We start from the raw sequence: 23,536 nt of genomic DNA, 5'->3' as shown, positions 1-23,536 counted from the left end.
ACGAACAGGCACCCGGCGCCCTCGACGTCGGCCACTCCCTGGTGACCGCGCGCACCCTCTTCGACCACCGCGCCGTCGTCGTCGGCACCGACGAGCAGACCCGGCGCGCGGCCCTCGACGCCCTCGCCACCGGCGGCTCCGCGCCCGGCGTCGTCCAGGGCACGGCCGACACCGACGGCAGGACCGTCTTCGTCTTCCCCGGCCAGGGCTCCCAGTGGGCCGGCATGGGAGCGCGGCTCCTCGACGAGTCCCCGGTCTTCGCCGAGCGCCTGACCGAATGCGCCACCGCCCTCTCGGAGTTCGTCGACTGGTCCCTGCTCGACGTGCTGCGCCAGGTGGACGGCGCGCCGACGCTGGACCGCGTCGACGTCGTACAGCCCGCCTCCTTCGCCGTCATGGTCTCGCTCGCCGCACTGTGGACCTCGCACGGCATCACCCCGGACGCCGTGGTCGGCCACTCGCAGGGGGAGATCGCCGCGGCGGCCGTCGCCGGGGCGCTCTCCCTTCAGGACGCGGCCCGCGTCGTCGCGCTGCGCAGCCAGGCCATCGCCCGCGGGCTGGCCGGATCCGGCGGCATGATGTCGGTCCCGCTGCCCGCCGCCGAGGTCGAAGCGCGCTTCACTCGGTACGAAGGCCTGTCGATCGCCGCCGTCAACGGCCCGCAGTCCACCGTCGTCTCCGGCGCCACCGCGCCGCTGGACGCCCTCCAGGCCGAGCTGGTCGCCGAGGACGTCCGGGCCAAGCGCATCGCCGTCGACTACGCCTCGCACTCCGCACAGGTCGAGCTGGTACGGGACGAACTGCACCGCGTCCTCGCGCCGGTGCGCCCCCGCCCCGCGCAGGTGCCCTTCTTCTCGACGGTGACCGGCGACTGGCTGGACACCACGGGCATGGACGCCGACTACTGGTACACCAACCTGCGGCAGACGGTCCGCTTCCAGCCCGCCATCGCTGAACTCCTCGCCCAGGACCACCGCTTCTTCATCGAGGTCAGTTCCCACCCCGTCCTCTCCATGGGCATCCAGGCGACCGCCGAAGAAGTCGGCGGCGCGGCCGCGGTGCTCGGCACCCTCCGGCGTGACGCGGGCGGTACCGACCGCTTCCTGACCTCCCTCGCCGAAGCCTTCGTCCGGGGCGCGGGCGTCGACTGGTCCGCAGTCTTCGCCGGGACCGGCGCCCGCCGGGTACCACTGCCCACGTACGCCTTCCAGCGCGAGCACCTGTGGGCGATCCCCGACCGGTCCCAGGACCGGCCCGCGGCGGACCCGGTGGACGCGGAATTCTGGACGGCGGTGGAAGAGGACGACGTCGACTCCCTCGCCTCCCGCCTGCGCCTGGACCGCGCCGCCCTGGAGCCCGTCCTTCCGGCCCTCTCCGACTGGCGCCGACGCCGGCGCGACCTGGCGGCCGTCGACTCCTGGCGCTACCGCGCCACATGGCAGCCGCTGACCACCCTGCCCACGGCGGCACTGACCGGCACCTGGCTCGTCGTCACCAGCGAAGGCACCACCGACGACGACCTCGTCGGCGCCCTCACCGCGCACGGCGCCGACGCCCGCACCCTCGTCCTGGACGACGCCTGCACGGACCGCGCGACCCTGGCCGCGCGCCTCACGGAACTCGACGGCACCGCGGACCTCGCGGGCGTGGTGTCCCTGCTGGCCGCGGCCGAGGGGCCGAGCCCGCACCATCCGGCGCTCAGCCGCGCGACGGCCCTGACCGTCATGCTCGTGCAGGCACTCGGCGACGCCGGCGTCGACGCGCCGCTGTGGTGCCTGACCCAGGGCGCCGTCTCCACCGGCCGCGCGGACCGGCTCACCCGCCCCGACCAGGCCCAGATCCTCGGCCTCGGCTGGACGGCCGCCCTCGAACACCCGCAGCGCTGGGGCGGCCTGGTCGACCTGCCCGAGGAACTGGACCGGCGGGCCGCCGAGCGCCTGGCCGCGGTCCTGACCGGCCGTACCGGCGAGGACCAACTCGCCGTCCGCGCCTCGGGCGTCCTCGCCCGTCGCGTCGTACGCGCCACCCCCGCGGACCCGGCTCCGGCCCGCTCCTGGACGCCGAGGGGCACCACCCTCGTCACCGGCGGCACCGGCACCCTCGCCCCGCACCTGGCCCGCTGGCTCGCCCAGCAGGGCGCCGAGCACGTAGTGCTCACCAGCCGCCGCGGCCCCGCGGCCCCCGGATCCGACGAACTCGTCCGGGAACTCGCCGAGTTGGGCTGCGAGGCCGACGTCGTCGCCTGCGACCTGACCGACCGCGACGCGGTCGCCCAGATGCTCACCGCGCTCACGGCCGAGGGCCGCACCGTACGCACCGTCGTGCACACCGCCGTCACCATCGAGCTGGCGACGCTGGACGAGACGACCCTCGACGACTTCGCGAAGGTCATGGACGCCAAGGTCAACGGCGCCCGGCACCTGGACGAACTCCTCGGCGACGACCTCGACGCCTTCGTCCTGTACTCCTCCACCGCCGGCATGTGGGGAAGCGGCGCCCACGCCGCCTACGTCGCCGGCAACGCCCACCTCAACGCCCTGGCCGAACACCGCCGCGCCCGCGGCGCCCGGGCCACCGCCGTCTCCTGGGGCATCTGGGCCGACGACCTCAAGCTCGGCCGCGTCGACCCCGGCCAGATCCGCCGCAGCGGACTGGTCTTCATGGACCCCGAACTGGCCCTCACCGGCCTGCGCCAGGCCCTCGACGACGACGAGACGCTGCTGGCCGTCGCCGACGTGGACTGGGAGCGCTACTACCCCGTCTTCACCGCCGCGCGGCCCACCCGGCTCTTCGCGGACCTGCCCGAGGTCCGGCGACTCGTCGAGGACGACACCAACCAGGCCAAGGACTCCGGCAGCGAGTTCGCCACCCGGCTGCGCGGGCTGGCCGTCGTCGAACAGGACCGGCTCCTGCTGGACCTCGTCCGTGGCGAGGCCGCCACCGCACTCGGCCACGCCTCACCCGACGTGCTCTCCGAACAACGTGCCTTCCGCGACGTCGGCTTCGACTCGCTGACCGCCGTCGACCTGCGCAACCGGATCGCCGCCGTGACCGGGCTCGCCCTGCCGAGCACCATGGTCTTCGACCACCCCAACCCGCTCGCCCTCGTCGCGTTCCTGCGCGAATCCCTCGCCGGATCCGCCACCGGCACCACCGTCCCGACCACGCACACCACCGCCGCCAACGACGAGCCCCTCGCCATCATCGGCATGAGCTGCCGCTACCCCGGTGGCATCGGCTCACCGGAGGACCTGTGGCGCCTGGTCGCCGAGGGGGGCGACGCCACCAGCGAATTCCCCACCGACCGCGGCTGGGACGCCGAGGGCCTCTACGACCCGGACCCCGACCGGGCCGGCCACACCTACTCGACCCGGGGCGGATTCCTCCACGACGCCACCGAATTCGACGCCTCCTTCTTCGGTATCTCGCCCCGCGAGGCCCTCGCCATGGACCCCCAGCAGCGCCTGCTCCTGGAGACCTCCTGGGAGGCGATGGAACGTGCCGGGATCGACCCCGCCACCCTGCGCGGCAGCAGCACCGGCACCTTCATCGGCGCCAGCTACCAGGACTACGGAGCCTCCGGCGCCGGCCCGGAAGGCGCCGAGGGACACCTGATCACCGGAACCATCTCCAGCGTCCTGTCCGGCCGGCTCTCCTACACCTACGGCTTCGAGGGCCCGGCCGTCTCCCTCGACACCGCCTGCTCCTCCTCCCTCGTCGCCCTGCACCTGGCCTGCCAGTCCCTGCGCAACGGCGAGAGCTCCCTGGCCCTCGCGGGCGGCGTCAGCATCATGTCCACGCCCGGCGCGTTCGTCGGCTTCAGCCGGCAGCGCGCGATGGCGGCCGACGGCCGCTGCAAGGCGTACTCCGACCAGGCCGACGGCATGAGCCTGGCCGAAGGCGTCGGGCTGGTCCTCGTCGAACGGCTCTCCGACGCCCGCCGCAACGGGCACCGGGTCCTGGCCGTCATCCGTGGCTCCGCCGTCAACCAGGACGGCGCCTCCAACGGCCTGACCGCGCCCAACGGCCCGTCCCAGCAGCGCGTCATCGGCCAGGCCCTGGCCAACGCCAACGTGGACCCCGACAGCATCGACGTCGTCGACGGACACGGCACCGGCACCGCCCTCGGCGACCCCATCGAGGCGCAGGCCCTGCTCGCCACCTACGGCCAGGGCCGCGACCCCGAGCACCCGCTGCTGCTGGGATCGGTCAAGTCCAACATCGGCCACACCCAGATGGCGTCCGGCGTCGCCAGCATCATCAAGATGGTCATGGCCATGCACCACGGCACCGTGCCGCGGAGCCTGCACATCGACCGGCCCTCCTCGCACGTCGACTGGAGCTCCGGCGCCCTCCGACTGCTCACCGAGCCGCTGCCCTGGCCGAGCACCGGACACCCGCGCCGCGCGGGCGTCTCCTCCTTCGGGCTCAGCGGCACCAACGTCCACACCATCCTCGAAGAGGCCCCGGCAGACCGGTCCGAGGCATCCGGGGCAGACGGCGCAATCACAGCCACCGCACCGGCCCGCCCGGCCGACCCCACCCCCGTCCCCCTGGTCCTGTCCGGACGCACCGAAGCGGGCCTGCGCGCCCAGGCCGGACGGCTCCTGACCCACCTCACCGACCATCCCCAACTCCCGCTCACCGACCTCGCGTTCTCGCTCGCCACCTCCCGCGCCGCCCTGGAGCACCGCGCGGCCGTCCTCACCGACGGCCCCGACACCCTCACCCGGGCCCTGACCGCGCTGCGCGACGCGACCCCCGACGCCGGGCTGCTCACCGGCCGCCCGGACCACGGCCGGCTGGCCTTCCTCTTCACCGGCCAGGGCAGCCAGCGCCCCGAAATGGGACGCGAGCTCTACGACCAGCACCCGGTCTACGCCCAGGCACTGGACGCCGTACTCACCCGCTTCGACCTCGAACTCGACCGTCCGCTAAGGGAGATCCTCTTCGCGGCCCCGGGCTCACCCGAGGCGGCGCTGCTGGACGACACCCGCTACACCCAACCTGCCCTCTTCGCCCTCGAAGTGGCCCTGTTCCGCCTCGCCGAGTCCTGGGGCCTGCGCCCCGACTACGTCGCGGGCCACTCCATCGGCGAGTTCGCCGCCGCGCACGCCGCCGGAGTCCTCTCCCTGGAGGACGCCTGCACCCTGGTCGCCGCCCGTGGCCGGCTGATGGCCGCACTGCCCCGGGGCGGCGCCATGTCCTCCGTCGAAGCCACCGAGGACGAAGTGGCCGCCGCGCTCACCCCGTACGAGGGACGGGCCGCGGTCGCCGCCGTCAACACCCCGACCTCCCTCGTCGTCTCGGGCGACGAGGACGCGGTGCTCGCCGTGGCGGCGCACTTCGAAGAGCAGGGCCGCCGCACCAAGCGGCTGCGCGTCAGCCACGCCTTCCACTCGCCACACATGGACCCGATGCTGGCGGACTTCGCCCGCGTCGTCCGCTCCGTCACCTGTCACGCACCCACCGTGCCGCTGGTGTCCACCGTCACCGGGACGCTCCTCACGCACGAAGAACTCGCCGTGCCGGAGTACTGGACCGGACAGGTCCGCGGCACCGTCCGCTTCGCCGACGCCGTACGGCATCTCACCGAGCACGGCGTGCGCACCTTCTTCGAGCTCGGCCCGGACGCCGTGCTCAGCGGCGCGGTACGCGAGGGCACCGACGAGGAGACCCACGCCACCGCCGTCCCGGCACTGCGCCGGGACCGGCCCGAGGCCCCGGCCCTGACCACGGCACTGGCTCACCTGCACCTCCACGGGGTACGGGTCGACTGGAACGCCGTGTTCGCGGGCAGCGGAGCCCACCGGATCGATCTGCCCACCTACCCCTTCCAGCGCGAGCGCTACTGGCCCGAGGCGGCCACCGGAACCACCGCACCCGCCCACCCCGCCGACGCGGCGGACGCGGACTTCTGGTCGGCCGTCGAGCGGGCGGACCTGGAGTCCCTGGGCTCGTCGCTGGACCTGGACGACGACACCCTCACCGCCGTCGTCCCGGCTCTCTCCTCCTGGCGGCGCCGCAGCCGGGAGCGCTCCACCGTCGACGGCTGGCGCTACCGCACCACCTGGAAGCGCCTGGCCGCCCCTGCCACCGCACGCCCCACCGGGACCTGGCTGGTGCTCGCACCCGCCGACGGCGAGCCGGGATGGCTCGACGCGGCCGCCGGTGTGCTGGGCACCGACTCCGTACGCCTGGTCGTCACCGCCCCGGAGCGCCGGGACCTGGCCGACCGGCTGCGCGAACTGACCGCCGTACACGGCGAGTTCACGGGCGTCCTGTCCCTGCTGGCCACCGCCGGCGACGACACCCAGGACGTCACTGACACCACGACCACGGGTCTGCTGCTGACGGCCACCGCCGTCCAGGCCCTGGGCGACGCGGACATCGAGGCCCCCCTGTGGTGCGTGACCCGCACCGCGGTGGCCGTGGACCGCACCGAACACCTGGTCCACCCTGCCCAGGCCGCCGTCTGGGGCCTGGGCAGGGTGGCCGCACTGGAGCAGCCGCAGCGCTGGGGCGGTCTGATCGACCTGCCCGACGAGCTCGACGGCAACACCCTGCGCCGCCTGGCCGCCGTCCTCGCCGCCAGTGGTGGCGAGGACCAACTCGCGCTGCGCACCACCGCGGCGTTCGCCCGTCGCCTGGCCCACCACCGAGCCGAACCGGCCCCCGGGACAGACACCTTCAACCCCACCGGCACCGTGCTCGTCACCGGCGGCACCGGCGCGCTCGGCGGACACGTCGCCCGATGGCTGGCCGAGGCGGGCGCCCGGCACCTGCTGCTGGTCAGCCGCCGAGGCGCGGACGCCCCCGGCGCCGCCGAACTGGCCGCGGCAATCGAAGAGCTGGGAGCCGAGGTCACCCTCGCGGCATGCGACACCGCCGACCGCGACGCGCTGACCGCCGTCCTGGCCGCGATCCCCGACGAGCACCCGCTCACCGCGGTGTTCCACACCGCCGGCACCGTCGCCGACGGCACCCTGGACACCCTCACCGCCGAGCAGTTCACCGCGGTCCTGCGCGCCAAGGTCACCGCCACGGTCAACCTGCACGAGGCCACCCGCGACCAGGAACTGAGCGCGTTCGTGCTCTTCTCCTCCGTCGCCGGCACCCTCGGCGCACCCGGCCAGGGCAACTACGCGGCCGCCAACGCCTTCCTCGACGCCTTCGCCGAACAGCGTCGCGCCCACGGCCTGCCCGCCACCTCGGTGGCCTGGGGCCCCTGGGCCGAGACCGGTATGGCGGCCGACGGCACCGGCGTCCAGGCTCGGATCCGCCGCGGCGGCTTCGTCCCCATGGCACCCCACCTCGCCCTCACCGCCCTGCGGCGGGCGATCGAGCACGGCGCCCCGACGGCGACCCTCGCGGACATCGACTGGTCGCGCTACGCGGCGGTGTTCACCGCGACGCGCCCCAGCCGCCTCGTCGGCGACCTGCCCGCACTGCGCCAGACCACACCGTCCGCCGGGACACCGCACGCCGCCCTGAGGGAACCGGCCCTGCGCCGGCGGCTCGCCGGACTCTCCCCGGCCGCCCGCCCGAGCTTCGTCCTGGACCTGGTACGCACCCAGGTGGCCGCGGTCCTCGGACACACCGGCACCTCGGGCATCGGCGCCGAACGCGCCTTCAGCGACCTCGGCTTCGACTCGCTGACCACCGTCGAACTGCGCAACACGCTCACGGCCGGCACCGGCCTGAAACTGCCCGCGACCCTCGTCTACGACTACCCGACCCCGACCGCACTCGCCGACTTCCTGCTCGCCGAACTCCTGGGCACCCTGCCCGAGCCGGACACCGACATCCCGGCCCCGGCCGGCCGGGCGGCGGACGACGATCCCGTCGTCGTCGTCGGCATGAACTGCCGCTTCCCCGGCGGCGTACGGTCCCCCGAAGACCTCTGGCGGCTGTTGACCCGCGGTGAGGACGCGGTCAGCGGCTTCCCCGCGGACCGCGGCTGGGACCTCGACGCGCTCGCCCAGGGCGCCTCGGCCACGCTCGAAGGCGGATTCCTGGACGGCGTCGGCCTCTTCGACGCCGGCTTCTTCGGCATCTCGCCCCGCGAGGCGCTGGCCATGGACCCGCAGCAGCGACTGCTCCTGGAGACCTCGTGGGAGGCGTTCGAGCGCGCCGGCATCGACGCGAACACCCTGCGCGGCAGCCGCACCGGCGTGTTCGTCGGCACCAACGGCCAGGACTACGCCACGCTCCTGCGCCAGGGCACCGGCACCGCCGACCTCCGCGGCCACGTCGCCACAGGCAACACCGCCAGCGTCATGTCCGGCCGGCTCTCCTACGCGTTCGGCCTGGAGGGCCCGGCCGTCACCGTCGACACCGCCTGCTCCTCCGCGCTGGTCGCCCTGCACCTGGCTGCCAACGCGCTGCGCAACGGCGAGTGCACCCTCGCCCTGGCCGGCGGCGTCTCGGTCATGTCCAGCCCCGGCTCCTTCACCGAGTTCACGGTCCAGGGCGGACTGGCCCCCGACGGGCGGTGCAAGCCCTTCGCCGACGCCGCCGACGGCACCAGTTGGTCCGAGGGCGTGGGCGTCCTCGTCCTGGAACGGCTCTCCGACGCCCGCCGCAACGGCCACGACGTATGGGGCATCGTGCGCGGCACCGCCGTCAACCAGGACGGCGCCTCCAACGGGCTGACCGCGCCCAGCGGACGGGCCCAGCAGCGCGCCATCCGCCAGGCCCTCGCCGACGCCCGCCTCACCCCCGCCGACGTCGACGTCGTCGAGGCCCACGGCACCGGCACCACCCTCGGTGACCCCATCGAGGCAGGCGCCCTCATCGCCACCTATGGGCAGGACAGGCAACACCCGCTCCTGCTCGGCGCCGTCAAGTCGAACCTGGGCCACACCCAGGCCGCCGCCGGCGTCGCCGGCGCCATCAAGGTGCTCCTGGCGATGCGCCACGGCGTCCTGCCCAAGACCCTGCACATCGACTCCCCGTCCTCGCACGTCGACTGGACCGACGGCACGGTCGCGCTCGTCACCGAGCAGCAGGAGTGGCCCGAGACCGGGCACGCCCGGCGGGCCGGCGTCTCCGCCTTCGGCGTCAGCGGCACCAACGCCCACGTCATCATCGAGCAGGCACCGGACACCGAGGAACGGGTGGCACCGGAGCCCGCCACGCTGCCGGGCCTCGTGCCCTGGCCGGTGTCGGGCAAGTCCGCGGCCGCGCTGACGGCACAGATCGAGCAGGTCTCGGCACTGACCGGCACGTCACCGCTCGACGTGGGCCACTCCCTCGCCACCGGCCGTTCCACGTTCGCCCACCGCGCGGTTCTCGCGGCCGACGCAGCGGGCGTACGGGAACTCGCACGCGGTGTCGCCCAGGAGGCCGGCGGGAAACTGGCCGTGCTGTTCTCCGGCCAGGGTGCCCAGCGGGTGGGCATGGGCCGGGAGTTGTACGACAGGTTCCCGGTGTTCACGGCGGCCCTGGACGAGGTGCTGGCGCACTTCGAGGCCGAGGACGCGATGGAGCGTCCGCTGCGGGAGGTGATGTTCGGCGGCGCGGAGGGCCTGGACGAGACCGGCTACACCCAGCCGGCGTTGTTCGCGATCGAGGTGGCACTGTTCCGACTGGCCGAGTCCCTCGGCGTCCGGCCGGACTTCGTGGCCGGGCACTCGATCGGTGAGATCGCGGCGGCGCACGTGGCGGGAGTGTTCTCGCTCGCGGACGCCTGCGCGCTGGTGGCGGCCCGGGCGCGGCTGATGCAGGCGCTGCCTGCGGGCGGCGCGATGGTGGCCGTCCAGGCCGCCGAGAGCGCGGTCCGGCCGCGACTGGTCGACGGGGTGTCGATCGCGGCGGTCAACGGCCCCGAGGCGGTCGTCCTCGCCGGGAACGAAGCCGAAGTCCGCCGGATCGCCGGGGAGTTGGCGGACGAGGGCCGCAAGACACAGCGTCTTGCGGTGAGCCACGCCTTCCACTCGCCGCTGATGGAGCCGATGCTGGAGGAGTTCCGGCGGGTGGCCGAGGGGCTGTCGTACGCCGCTCCGCAGATCCCCCTCGTGTCCAACGTGACCGGGGGACTCGCCGCCGAGGAACTGGTGTGCTCGCCCGACTACTGGGTGCGGCACGTACGGGAGACCGTGCGGTTCGCGGACGGTGTGCGGACGCTTGAGGAGGAAGGCGCATCGGCCTTCCTGGAGTTGGGCCCGGACGGGGTGCTGACGGCGATGGCCCAGCACACCCTGGCCGGGGCCGCGACCGCCGTTCCGGCGCTGCGCAAGGACCGGCCCGAGGAAACCGCGCTGCTCACCGCACTCGCCCACCTGTACGTCGTGGGCGTCGGGGTGGACTGGTCGGCGATCTTCGCCGGTACCGGCGCCCGCCGCGTGGACCTGCCCACCTACCCCTTCCAGCAGGAGTGGTACTGGCCGGAGGCCGGGGCCGCCGGGCACCTTCAGGACGGCCCGCAGGACTCCGTGGACGCCGAGTTCTGGGACGCCGTGGAGCGCGCGGACCTCTCCTCGCTCTCGGACGGCCTCGAACTGGACGACGCCGCACTGTCGGCCCTCGTACCCGCGCTGTCCGCCTGGCGCCGCAAGCGCGTCGAACGCTCGACCGTCGACGGCTGGCGCTACCGCGTTACCTTCACCCCGCTGACCGGCACCCCGCCCGCCACCCTCACCGGCAGGTGGCTGGCGCTCGTCCCGACGGGCGGCGCCGCCGACGCGTGGACCGCCGCCGTCCTCGCGGCCCTCGGCGAGTCGGCCGTCATCGTCGAAGCCGACCCGACCGACCGTGCCGCACTCGGCGGTCCGCTGGCCGAACTCGCTGCACAGGACGTCGAGTTCGCGGGTGTCGTCTCGCTGCTCGCGGCCCCGTACACCGACGCCGTCCCCGCCGGACCGGCCTGGCCGAACGAGGCGATAGCGGCACTGGCGGAGGCTGGAATCGACGCCCCGCTGTGGTGCGTCACCCGCGACGCGGTGTCGGTGGGCCGCTCCGAGACCGAGGTCAGCCCCGCCCAGGCGACGGTCTGGGGACTCGGCCGGGTCGCCGCCCTGGACCACCCGGACCGCTGGGGCGGCCTGGTCGACGTGCCGCAGGTGCTCGACCCGCGCTCGACCGAAAGGTTCCGTGCCGTCCTCGGGGGCATCGGCGACGAGGACCAGGTGGCGCTGCGTGCCTCCGGCCTCTTCGGGCGACGACTGGTGCGCGCCGCCAACGACGGCCCGGCGACCCCGTGGCAGCCGACCGGCACGGTCCTGATCGTCGGCCCGGCAGCCGGCACCGGCGGACACTGCGCCCGCTGGCTCGCCGAACACGGCGCCCGGCACCTGGTGCTGGCCGACCCCACCGCACCGGACCCCGCACGGGCCCACGCCGCACTCGACGGCCTCGACGTACCCGTGACGGTGCTCGACTGCGCCCCGACCGACGGCGAGGCACTGCTGACCGCGCTCGCCGCACTGCCGGCAGAGACACCGCTGACCGCCGTCGTCTACGCCGAAACGCCGTCCGACACCGAGGAGCCCGACGCCGCCCTGGCCGCGCTGCGCGCCGACGTGGCGGACCTGGCGGAGGTGACCGAGGCGGTGACCGGCGACCGTCCCCTGGACGCGTTCGTCCTCTTCTCCTCGGTCGCCGGGACCTGGGGTGCCGGCGGCCGGGCCACCGACGCCGCGGCCGGAGCCCAACTCGACGCCCTGACCCGCACGTTGCGCACCCGCGGACTGCCTGCCGTGACGGTCGCCTGGGGCGGCTGGGCCGACACCGAGTCCGACAGCCTGGCCACCCACCTGAGGGTCAACGGGCTGCCCCCGATGGACCCCGCCCGGGCCCTGAGCGCGCTCGCCCGCTCGCTCGGCACCGACACCCCCTCGGTGACGGTGGCCGACGTCCAGTGGGACCGGTTCGTGCCCGCCTTCACCCGCAACCGGCGCAGCGCCCTCTTCGCGGAGCTGCCCGAGGCCCACGAGGCACTGGCGGAGCCGGGCGGTACCGAGCCGGGCACCGCGGGCACCGCGACCGGCCTGCGGGCCGAACTTGCCGCCCGTACGGACACGGAACGCACCGAGGTCCTGCTGGCCCTCGTCCGCGCCCGGGTCGCCGCGGTGCTCGGGTTCGCGGACGCCGACGCCGTACCCTCCGGCCAGGCGTTCCGGGACCTCGGCTTCGACTCGCTGACCGGGGTCGACCTGCGCAACCAGCTCGCCACCGCGACGGGCCTGACCCTGCCCGCAACCCTCGTCTTCGACTACCCCACGGCCGAGGCGCTCGCCGGTCACCTGCGGGCCGAACTCCTCGGCGAGGAAGCGGAAGAACTCCGCGGGGCGGTGCGGGCGCAGCACTCCCACACCTCCGAGGACCCGGTCGTCATCGTGGGCATGAGCTGCCGCTACCCGGGCGGGGTCCGCTCGCCCGAAGACCTGTGGCAGCTGGTCACGGGCGAAGTCGACGCCATCGGAGGCTTCCCCACGGACCGCGGCTGGGATCTGGACCGACTGCTGCACGGCGACCGGGACGGCCGCGGCCGGACCGTCACCAGCGAAGGCGGATTCCTCTACGACGTCGCGGACTTCGACCCCGGATTCTTCGGGATCTCCCCGCGCGAGGCCATGGTGATGGACCCGCAGCAGCGCATCCTCCTGGAAGCCACCTGGGAGGCACTGGAACGCTCCGGCATCGACCCCGCCCAGCTGCGCGGCGGCGACACCGGCGTGTTCGTCGGCGGCGGATCGGGCGACTACCGGCCCGAAGCGGGCCAGCTGGGCCACGCGCAGACCGCGCAGTCGGCGAGCCTGCTCTCTGGCCGGGTGGCGTACCACTTCGGCCTGGAGGGCCCCTCCGTCAGCGTCGACACGGCCTGCTCGTCGTCCCTGGTGGCACTCCACCTGGCCGCCCAGGCCCTGCGGGCGGGCGAATGCTCCCTCGCGGTCACCGGCGGTGTGACGGTGATGTCCAGCCCGGTGAACTTCGTCGAGTTCGGGGAGATGGGAGCCCTCGCCCCGGACGGCCGCTGCCGGCCGTTCTCCTCCGCCGCGGGCGGCACCGGCTGGTCCGAGGGCGTGGGCGTCCTCGTCCTGGAACGCCTCTCGGACGCCCACCGCAACGGGCACCAGGTCCTCGCGGTGCTGCGCGGCTCGGCCGTCAACCAGGACGGCGCCAGCAACGGCCTCACCGCGCCCAACGGTCCCTCGCAGCGCCGCGTCGTCCAGCGGGCGCTGGCCAACGCGGGGCTGGCGCCGGCCGACGTGGACGCCGTGGAGGCGCACGGCACCGGCACCACCCTGGGCGACCCCATTGAGGCGCAGGCGCTACTGGCCACGTACGGCCAGGGACGTGACCCCCAACTGCCGTTGCTGCTGGGGTCGGTGAAGTCCAACATCGGCCACACCCAGGCGGCCGCCGGCGTCGCCGGCGTGATCAAGATGGTGCTGGCGATGCGCCACGGCGTGCTGCCCAGGTCCCTGCACATCGACGAGCCGTCGGCACACGTCGACTGGACCGCCGGAGCCGTCGAACTTCTGGCGGAAGCGGCCGACTGGCCGCGTACGGGACGCCCGCGCCGGGCCGGAATCTCGGCGTTCGGCGCCAGCGGCACCAACTCCCACGTGATCATCGAACAGCCCGCGGAGACCACGACGGACGAGCCCGCGCGCCCCCAGGGGACCGTCGGCCCGCTGCCGGTCCCCGTGACGGGCACCGTGCCGGATGCACTGCGGGCCCAAGCCCGACAACTGCACGCCTACGTGGTCGCTCGGCCCGACCTCGCCGTCGCCGAGTTCGCACGGTCCACGGCCACCACCCGATCGGCCTTCACCCACCGGGCCGCCGTCCTCGCCGAAGACCGCGAGGCACTGCTCACGGGCCTGGCCGCGCTCGCCGACGGACTCGACACCCCCCAGGTCCTGCGGGGCGAGGCGACGGAGCGCCGCGGCAAGCTCGCGGTGCTGTTCTCCGGCCAGGGCTCGCAGCGCGTGGGCATGGGCCGGGAACTCCACGCCCGCTACCCGGTGTTCGCCGAGGCCCTCGACGCGGTGACGGCACGCCTGGACGCGGAACTGGAACTCCCCCTGAGGGACGTCATGTTCGGGGACACGGAGCGGCTGAACGAGACGCGCTTCACCCAGCCCGCACTGTTCGCCATCGAGGTGGCACTGTTCCGCCTGGTCGAATCCTGGGGCATCCGCCCGGACTTCGCCGCAGGACACTCCGTCGGCGAGATAGCCGCCGCGCACGTGGCCGGGGTCCTCTCCCTGGACGACGCGTGCCGACTGGTGGCCGCACGGGCCCGGCTGATGAACGCCCTGCCCACGGGCGGTGCCATGGTCGCCGTGCAGGCCACCGAGGAGGAGATCCGGCCGCACCTGACCGACCGGGTGTCCCTCGCCGCGGCCAACGGACCGCGATCGGTGGTCCTCTCCGGCGACGAGGCGGCCGTGTCCGACATCGCGGAGAAGTTCACCGCCGACGGGCGGAAGACTACGCGTTTGCGGGTGAGCCATGCGTTTCACTCCGTGCACATGGATGCCATGCTCCAGGACTTCCGACGTGTCGCCGAAAGCGTTGCCTACCACGCCCCGGCGATCCCGATCGTGTCCAACGTCACCGGCCGGGTGGCCACCGAACGGCAGGTGTGCGACCCGGACTACTGGGTGCGCCACGTCCGCGAAACGGTCCGCTTCGGCGACGGGATCCGCACCCTGGCCGAGCGCGGCGTGACCGCTTTCCTGGAGCTCGGCCCCGACGGCTCACTCGGCGCCATGGCCCAGGACACCCTGGACACCCTGGTCGCCCTGCCCGCGCGGCCGGTCACCGTACCGGCGCTGCGCAAGGACCGCGGTGAACAGGAGTCCCTGGTCAGCGCCCTCGCCCGGCTGTACGTCGACGGAGCCGCCCCTGACTGGGACACCCTGTTCGACGGGACGGCGACCGCGCCCCGCCGCACAGACCTGCCCACCTATCCCTTCCAACACGAGCGGTACTGGCCGGTCACCCAGGCGGCCGCCGACCCCGCAGCGCCGGGCGCCGCGGACGACGGCTTCTGGTCGGCGGTCCACGAGGCCGACTTCGCCTCGCTGGAGACGACCCTCAACGTCGACGGCGACGCACTGGCCAAGGTGCTGCCCGCGCTCGCGGACTGGCGCCGCCGGCGGGGCGAGGAGCACACCATCGACGGCTGGCGGCAGCAGATCACCTGGCAGCCGCTGACCCCGCAATCCGTCCGCACCCTGGCCGGCACCCGGCTCGCCGTGCTTCCGGCCGGCCACTTTGACGACCCCTGGGCCGCCGACGCAGTCGCCGCCCTGGGCCCGGACACCGTGCGCCTGGAAGTGCCCGGACCCGACCGTGCGGCGCTGGCCGCACGGCTGCGTCAACTGGCCGCCGATGGACACGAGTTCACCGGAGTGGTGTCGCTGCTCGCCCTTGCCGCCGCACCCGGGCACGGTGCGGAGGCCCCCGAGGGACTGGCCCTGACCACCGCCCTCATCCAGGCACTCGGTGACGCGGACCTCGTCGCACCCCTGTGGTGCGTCACCCGCGGCGCGGTCGCCACCACCCCCGCCGAGCCGGTACCCGGGCTCGCCCAGTCCGCCGTATGGGGCCTGGGCCGGGTCGCCGCCCTGGAGTACCCGCAGCGCTGGGGCGGTCTGATCGATCTGCCCGACACCCTCGACGTGCGGTCCGCGGCCCGCCTCGCCGAAACCCTCGCGGCTCCCGGCGGCGAGGACCAGATCGCGATCCGGCCCTCCGCCGCCCTCGGCCGCCGACTGGTACCCGTACCGGCCGGACCCGGCACGCGGGAGTGGAACCCCACCGGCACCGTTCTGATCACCGGCGGCACCGGAGCCCTGGGCAGTCACGTGGCGCGCCGGCTCGCCGAGGCGGGCGCCCGGCACCTGCTGCTCATCAGCCGCCGGGGCGCCGAGGCCCCCGGCGCGGACGGACTGCGGGCCGAACTCACCGCACTGGGCGCCGAGGTCACCCTCACCGCCTGCGACGCCGCCGACCGCGCCGCGCTCGCCGAGGTCCTCGCCGCGATCCCCGACGAGGCGCCGCTGACCGGCGTGATCCACACGGCGGGCGTCCTGGACGACGGTGTCCTCGACAGTCTCACCCCGGACCGCTACGAGGCCGTGTTCCGCGCCAAGGCCGCCTCGGCCCTGGCCCTGCACGACCTCACCCGGGACCTGAACCTGGCCGTGTTCGCCCTGTTCTCCTCGTCCTCCGGAGCGGTCGGCAACGCTGGCCAGGCCAACTACGCCGCCGCCAACGCCTATCTGGACGCGCTCGCCGAACAGCGCCGCGCCCAGGGCCTGGCCGCCACCTCGCTCGCCTGGGGAGTGTGGGGCGGCGACGGAATGGCTGCCGACCACCGGGCGGCCGAAGCGGCCCGGCGCACCGGCATCCGCCCGCTGGACCCGGACCTCGCCGTCGTGGCGCTGCGCCGGGCCGTCATGGACGGGCGACCCACCGAGGTCGTCGCCGACATCGACCGCGACCGGTTCGTCCGCTCCTTCACCGCCGTACGGCCCAGCCCGCTGCTCGGCGAGCCGGCCGTCACCGAGCACCAGACGGCCGGGGACACCGGCGAGGGCACCACCGGCGACGCACTGCGCGAGAAGCTCGCCGGCCTGTCGCCCGCCAAGCGCACCCGAGCCGTACTGGACCTGGTCCGCGGCCGAGCCGCGGCCGTACTGGGACACTCCACCGTCGACGTCGTCGGCGCCGACCGGGCGTTCCGCGACCTCGGATTCGACTCCCTCAGCGCCGTCGAACTGCGCAACCAGCTCGGCGCCGCCACCGGACTGACCCTGACCGCCACGCTCGTCTTCGACCACCCCAACTCCGCCGACTTGGCGGACCACCTCCTGAGCCTGCTCGTTCCCGACGAGGGACCGGGGGACGGGGCCGGCGACAGCGACCCGGACCCCTCCGGCATCCGGGCCCTGCTCGCCTCCGTCTCCATGAACCAACTACGCGAGATCGGTGTGCTCGACCCCCTGATGAAGCTCGCCGCCCAACAGGCCGCGGCATCCGACGGCGCGGCCGCCGGAAAGGCACCGGACGCCTACGACGAGTCGATCGACGCGATGGACGTCGCCGACTTGGTACAGGCGGCACTCGACGGCAACTCCTCCCAAGAGCGCTGAAAGAGCGGACCATGACCACATCCAGTGAAAGCGTCGTCGCAGCCCTCCGCGCCTCGCTGAAGGAAGCCGAGCACCTGCGCCGACAGAACCACAAACTCGTCGCCGCGGCCACGGAGCCGATCGCGATCGTGGCGATGGCCTGCCGGTATCCGGGCGGCGTGCAGTCGCCCGAGGACCTGTGGGAGCTCCTGGCCGCGGGCAAGGACGCGATCGGCGCGTTCCCCACGGACCGCGGCTGGGACCTGGACGCCCTGCGGACCGCCGGGGTCGACGCGCGCGGCAACGCCGTCAGCCAGGAAGGGGGCTTCCTCGACTGCGTGGGGGACTTCGACGCCGGCTTCTTCGGCATCTCCCCGCGCGAGGCCGTCACCATGGACCCGCAGCAGCGGCTGCTCCTTGAGACCTCCTGGGAGGCCGTCGAGCGCGCCGGCATCGACCCGACCGCTCTGCGCGGCAGCCGCACCGGCGTGTTCGTGGGCACCAACGGCCAGGACTACGCCTACCTGCTGGTGCGCTCGCTGGCCGACGCCACCGGCGACATCGGCACCGGCATCGCCGCCAGCGCCACGTCCGGCCGGCTCTCCTACACGCTGGGCCTGGAAGGCCCGGCGGTGACCGTCGACACGGCGTGCTCCTCCTCGCTCGTCGCCCTGCACACGGCGACCCACGCCCTGCGGGCCGAGGAGTGCTCGCTGGCCCTGGTCGGCGGAGTGAACGTGATGTCGTCCCCCGGCTCCCTGATGGAGTTCAGCCGGCAGGGCGGGCTGGCGGCCAACGGCCGGTGCAAGGCGTTCTCCGACGACGCCGACGGCACCGGCTGGTCCGAAGGCGTCGGCGTCCTCGTCGTCGAGCGCCTCAGCGACGCCCGCCGCAACGGGCACCCCGTGCTCGCCGTCGTGCGGGGCTCGGCCGTCAACCAGGACGGCGCCTCCAACGGCTTCACCGCCCCCAGCGGCCCTGCGCAGCAGCGGGTGATTCGGCAGGCGCTGGCCGGGGCCGGGTTGTCGGCCTCGGACGTGGACGCCGTCGAGGCGCACGGCACGGGCACGACCCTGGGCGACCCGATCGAGGCGCAGGCCCTGCTGGCCGTCTACGGCAAGGACCGCGACCCCGAGCGGCCGCTGCTCCTCGGCTCGGTGAAGTCCAACCTCGGCCACACGCAGGCAGCGGCCGGTGTGGCGGGGATCATCAAGATGGTCCTGGCCATGCGGCACGGTGTGCTGCCCCAGACGCTCCACGTGGACGAGCCGTCGTCGCACGTGGACTGGTCGTCCGGTGCGGTGGAACTGCTGACGGAGTCCCGGGAGTGGCCCAAGGCCGACCGGCCGTGGCGCGCCGGGGTGTCGTCGTTCGGCATCAGCGGCACCAACGCCCACGTCATCATCGAGCAGGCGGAACCGGCCGAAGAGCCGGAGACCGAACCGGGGTTGGTGCCCGCCGTCGTCCCGTGGCTGGTGTCGGGCAGGACCGAGGAGGCGCTGGCGGCAGGGATCGAGCGGATCTCGTCGCGCAGCGGTGCGGAAACACCGGTCGATATGGGGTTCTCGCTCGCCTCGGGCCGCTCGGCCTTCGAGCACCGTGCGGTGCTGCTGTCCGAGGACGGCGAGCTGTCCGAGGCGGCCCGAGGCCGCGCGGAGGAGGCGCGCCCGCTGGCGGTGTTGTTCTCGGGCCAGGGGGCGCAGCGGGTCGGGATGGGCCGGGAGTTGTACGGCCGGTTCCCGGTGTTCGCGGAGGCATTGGATGCGGTGCTGGCGCACTTCGATGGTGAGCTGCGGGATCTGCGGGAGGTGATGTTCGAGGACGGGGAGCGGTTGGACGAGACCGGGTTTACGCAGCCGGCGTTGTTCGCGGTCGAGGTGGCGTTGTTCCGGTTGGTGGAGTCGTTGGGCGTGCGGCCGGACTTCGTGGCCGGGCATTCGATCGGTGAGATCGCGGCGGCTCATGTGGCCGGGGTGTTGGAGCTGGCGGATGCGTGTGTGCTGGTGGCGGCCCGGGCGCGGTTGATGCAGGCGTTGCCGGCCGGTGGCGCGATGGTGGCCGTCCAGGCCGCCGAGGATGAGGTGGTGGCGCGGCTGACCGACGGGGTGTCGATCGCGGCGGTCAACGGCCCCCGGGCGGTCGTCCTTTCCGGTCGCGAGGCCGAAGTGGCACGTATCGCAGATGAGTTGGCTGCCGATGGATGCAAGACGCAGCGGCTGCCGGTGAGCCACGCTTTCCACTCGGCGTTGATGGAGCCGATGCTGGAGGACTTCCGCCGGGTGGCGGAGGGGTTGTCGTACGGGGCCCCGCAGATTCCGCTCGTCTCCAACGTGACCGGCGGGCTGGCCACCGAAGAGCTGGTGTGCTCGCCCGGCTACTGGGTGCGGCATGTGCGGGAAACCGTGCGGTTTGCCGATGGCGTTGATGCCCTGGAGGCCGAAGGGGCTTCGGTTTTCCTGGAGTTGGGGCCGGACGGGGTGCTGACGGCGATGGCCCAGCACACCCTGGACGACGCCGCGACCGCCGTTCCGGCCCTGCGCAAGGACCGGACGGAGGAGACCGCGCTGGTCACCGCTCTCGCGCACCTGCACGTCGTGGGCGTCGGGGTGGACTGGTCCGGCATCTTCGCGGGCACCGGTGCCCGCCGTGTCGACCTGCCCACCTACCCCTTCCAGCACGAGCGGTACTGGCCCCGGCCCGCCGCGCTCTCCGGGGACTTCACCGGTGCCGGGCTCCTCCCGGCCCAGCACCCGATGCTGGGGGCGTCGCTCACCGTCGCGGACTCCGGCGAGGTGGTGCTGACAGGCAGGCTGTCGTTGCACACGCATCCGTGGCTGGTCGACCACGTCATGGGCGGCAGCGTCCTCTTCCCCGGGACCGGCTTCCTGGAACTGGCGATGCGCGCCGGCGACCAGGTCGGCTGCGACCGGGTCGAGGACCTCGTCCTGATGACGCCGCTGGTGCTCCAGGAGGACCGTGCCGCGCAGGTCCAGGTGCTGGTCGGAGCCGCCGACGAGACGGGCGCCCGCGCCGTCTCGGTGTATGCGCGCCCGGACGCCGACCCCGGTCAGCCGTGGACTCAGCACGCGGGTGGCACGCTGACCCGCGGTGAGCGGGTAGCCGACTTCGGCTCCCCGGTCTGGCCGCCGCGGGACGCCGTGAACGTCGACCTGGAGGGCTTCTACGACGGGACCGGCTACGGACCCGCGTTCCAGGGGCTCCGCGCGGTCTGGCGGGGCGAGAACGAGGTCTTCGTCGAGGTGGCGCTGCCGGACCGGGTCGCCGGGGAGGCCGGGGCCTTCGGGATCCACCCGGCGCTGCTGGACGCGGTGCTGCAGTCCCACCGGATGGCCGGGGTCGGCGGCGCCGACGACCAGTTTCTGCCGTTCGCCTGGAAGGGCGTTTCGCTGCACGCCGGAGGCGCGGCGGTGCTGCGGGTGCGGGTGGCGAAGACCGGTGACGACTCGATGTCCCTCGCGGCCGTCGACGTCGAAGGCGCACCCGTGCTGTCCGCCGAGGCGATGGTGATGCGGGCGTACCGGGACCCCGGTACGGGCCGGTCGACGACTCGGCGCGGTGCGGGGCACGGCGGGCTGCTGTCGCTGGACTGGGTGGCGGCTCCCGAGACGCGGTCGGTCGACGAACGATCGGTCGACGTGCGGTGTGTGTCCCTGGGCGCGGATGAGCTGGGTGTGGGCGCGTCGGTCGGCTCCCTGGCGGATCTCGCGGGGGACGAGGATCTTGTGGTGATCCCCGTGTCCGGTGCGGGCGACGACGTGCCCGCCGGTGCTCACGAGCTCTCCGCACGGGTTCTCGGTGTGCTTCAGGACTGGGCGGACCGGGAGGAATCCGCCACCTCGCGTCTGGTGTTCGTCACCCGTGGCGCCGTCTCGGCGGATGCCGGGGAGTCCGTACGGGATGTGGCCGCTGCCGCGGTGTGGGGGCTGGTGCGCTCGGCGCAGTCGGAGCACCCCGGCCGGATCGCGCTGGTGGACCTGGAGGACGGGGCGGAGGGTGAGGATCTCGCCGCGGTGCTCGCGGACGCGCCGGGCCAACTGGCCGTCGGAGAGAGCCAGTTCGTGGTGCGCAACGGTGCGCTACGGGTGGGCCGATTGGCTCAACTCGGCAGTGGAGCCGCGCTGTTGCCCCCTGTCGGAGTGCCGTGGCGGCTGGACAGCGCGGCCAAGGGCAGCCTGGACGGTCTGGTGCTCGCGCCCTGCCCGGAGATCCTGGAGCCCCTGACCGAGGGCCAGGTCCGCATCCAGGTCCAGGCCGCCGGCGTCAACTTCCGCGACGTTCTGAATGCCTTGGGGATGTATCCGGGTGAGGCCGGGCTGCTGGGCGCGGAGGCCGCCGGTGTGGTCACCGAGACCGGGCCCGGCGTGCGCGGACTGCGTCCGGGTGACCGGGTGTTGGGCATGGTCTTCGGCGGCTACGGGCCGGTGGGGGTGACCGATCAGCGGCTGCTGGCCCGTATCCCGGAGGACTGGTCGTCGGCTCAAGCGGCGTCGGTGCCTCTGGTGTTCCTGACCGCCCTGTATGCCCTGAAGGACCTGGGGGATCTGCGGCCGGGCCAGTCGATTCTGGTGCACGCGGGTGCCGGCGGTGTCGGTATGGCGGCGATCCAGCTGGCCAAGCATCTCGGCGCCGAGGTGTTCGCCACGGCAAGCGAGGGCAAGTGGGACACCCTGCGGGAGTTGGGTGTCGCGGACGACCACATCGCGTCGTCCCGTACCACCGACTTCGAGGAGCGTTTCCGGGCGGTCACCGAGGGCCGGGGCGTGGATGTGGTGCTCAACGCCCTGGCAGGTGAGTTCGTCGACGCCTCGCTGCGGTTGACCGCCCCCGGTGGCCGTTTCCTGGAGATGGGCAAGACCGACATCCGAGGCACCGAGTCCGCCGCCGCAGTGCACTACCGTGCCTTCGACCTCGCCGAAGCGGGCCCCGACCGGGTCCAGGAGATGCTCGGCGAACTGCTGGATCTCTTCGCCCAGGGCACGCTGCGCCCCCTGCCGATCGCGACGTGGGACGTACGGCGGGCGCCGGAGGCGTTCCGGTTCATGAGCCGGGCGCAGCACATCGGGAAGATCGTGCTTACTCTGCCGCGCCCGTGGGACCCGGACGGCACGGTGCTGATCACCGGGGGTACTGGGGGACTGGCCCGTGAGCTGGCCCGGCATCTGGTGACCGAGCGCGGCATGCGGCACCTGCTGCTGGTCAGCCGCAGTGGCCCGGATGCTCCGGGCGTCGCCGAACTGCGGGATGAACTGGCCGGCCACGGCGCCGAGGTGAGAGTGCGGGCCGGTGACATGGCCGACCGGGCTGCCGTCGCCGCGCTCGTGGCCTCCGTACCGGCCGAGCACCCGCTGACCGCCGTGATCCACACGGCCGGTGTTCTCGACGACGGTGTGGTGTCCGCGTTGACGTCCGAGCGGCTGTCGGCCGTACTGCGTCCGAAGGTGGACGCGGCCTGGCATCTGCACGAGGCCACCAAGGACCTCGACCTCGCCGCGTTCGTGCTGTACTCGTCGATATCGGGCGTACTCGGCACTCCGGGTCAGGGCAACTACGCCGCGGGCAACGTCTTCCTCGACGCGCTGGCCCGCCACCGTACGGCGCAGGGCCTGCCCGCCCAGTCCCTCGCCTGGGGCGCCTGGGCCCCGAGCGGCGGGATGACCGCCGCCCTGTCGGACGCGGACCTCAAGCGGATCGCCGCCTACGGGGCCACGCCCTTGACCACCGAGCAGGGGCTGGCGCTGTTCGACGCCGCGACCGCGACCGACATGGCGCACCTCGTCCCGATCGGGCCGGTCGCCACGGGCACTCCGGACCGCGGCTCGGTGCCTCCGGTGCTGCGGGGCCTGGTTAAAGGCGGCCGCCGGACGGCGGCCGCCGCGGGCGGCACCGGCGCCGCGGCGACGTTCGGCCATCGACTGCGGGAGGCACGGCCGGAGGAGCGTATGCGCCTGGCGACCGACCTGGTACGGACCGAGGCCGCCGCCGTGCTCGGGCACGCCTCGGCCAAGGCCATCGACGCCCGGCGGGAGTTCAACGACCTGGGCTTCGACTCGCTGACCGCGGTCGAACTGCGCAACCGGCTCTCCACGGCCACCGGCCTGCGGCTGACCGCCACCCTCGTCTTCGACTACCCCACCCCTACCGCACTCGCCGAACACCTCGTCGCGGAGCTCGTGGACGAGTCCGCCACGGGCCCGGACCTCCTCGCCGAGTTGGAACGGCTCGGCTCCGCGCTCGCCGTCAGCGAGCCCGACGCCCGTACCAGGGCCGCCGTCGCCGGCCGCCTGGCACAGATCTTGGACGACTGGCGCGGGACCCCGGCGGAGGAGGACGGCGAGGAGGTCTCCGAGCGGATCGAATCCGCCAGCACCGACGAGATCTTCGCCTTCATCGACAACGAGCTCGGCCGGCAGAGCGAACTCTGA

Annotated in this window: 2 protein-coding genes (1 of these 2 only partly in view); both read left to right on the top strand. The window is 73.8% G+C overall.

Features of this window, described 5'->3' with window-relative positions:
- Positions 1 to 17,114: the 3' portion of a type I polyketide synthase gene (locus ACWC2B_RS31215; RefSeq protein WP_450722482.1), read on the top strand. It extends 11,446 nt beyond the left edge of the window; 17,114 of the gene's 28,560 nt are visible here — the last part of the coding sequence; its start codon lies beyond the left edge, outside the window; it ends in the stop codon at positions 17,112 to 17,114.
- Positions 17,111 to 23,536, top strand: coding sequence for an SDR family NAD(P)-dependent oxidoreductase (locus tag ACWC2B_RS31210; RefSeq protein ID WP_450722509.1), 6,426 nt, complete (start codon positions 17,111 to 17,113; stop codon positions 23,534 to 23,536). The genes ACWC2B_RS31215 and ACWC2B_RS31210 overlap by 4 nt, the downstream gene beginning before the upstream one ends.

Source organism: Streptomyces sp. NPDC001415, from assembly GCF_053597395.1.
The sequence above is the reverse complement of the archived record's forward strand: the minus strand, read 5'-3'. Positions and strand labels throughout refer to the sequence as shown.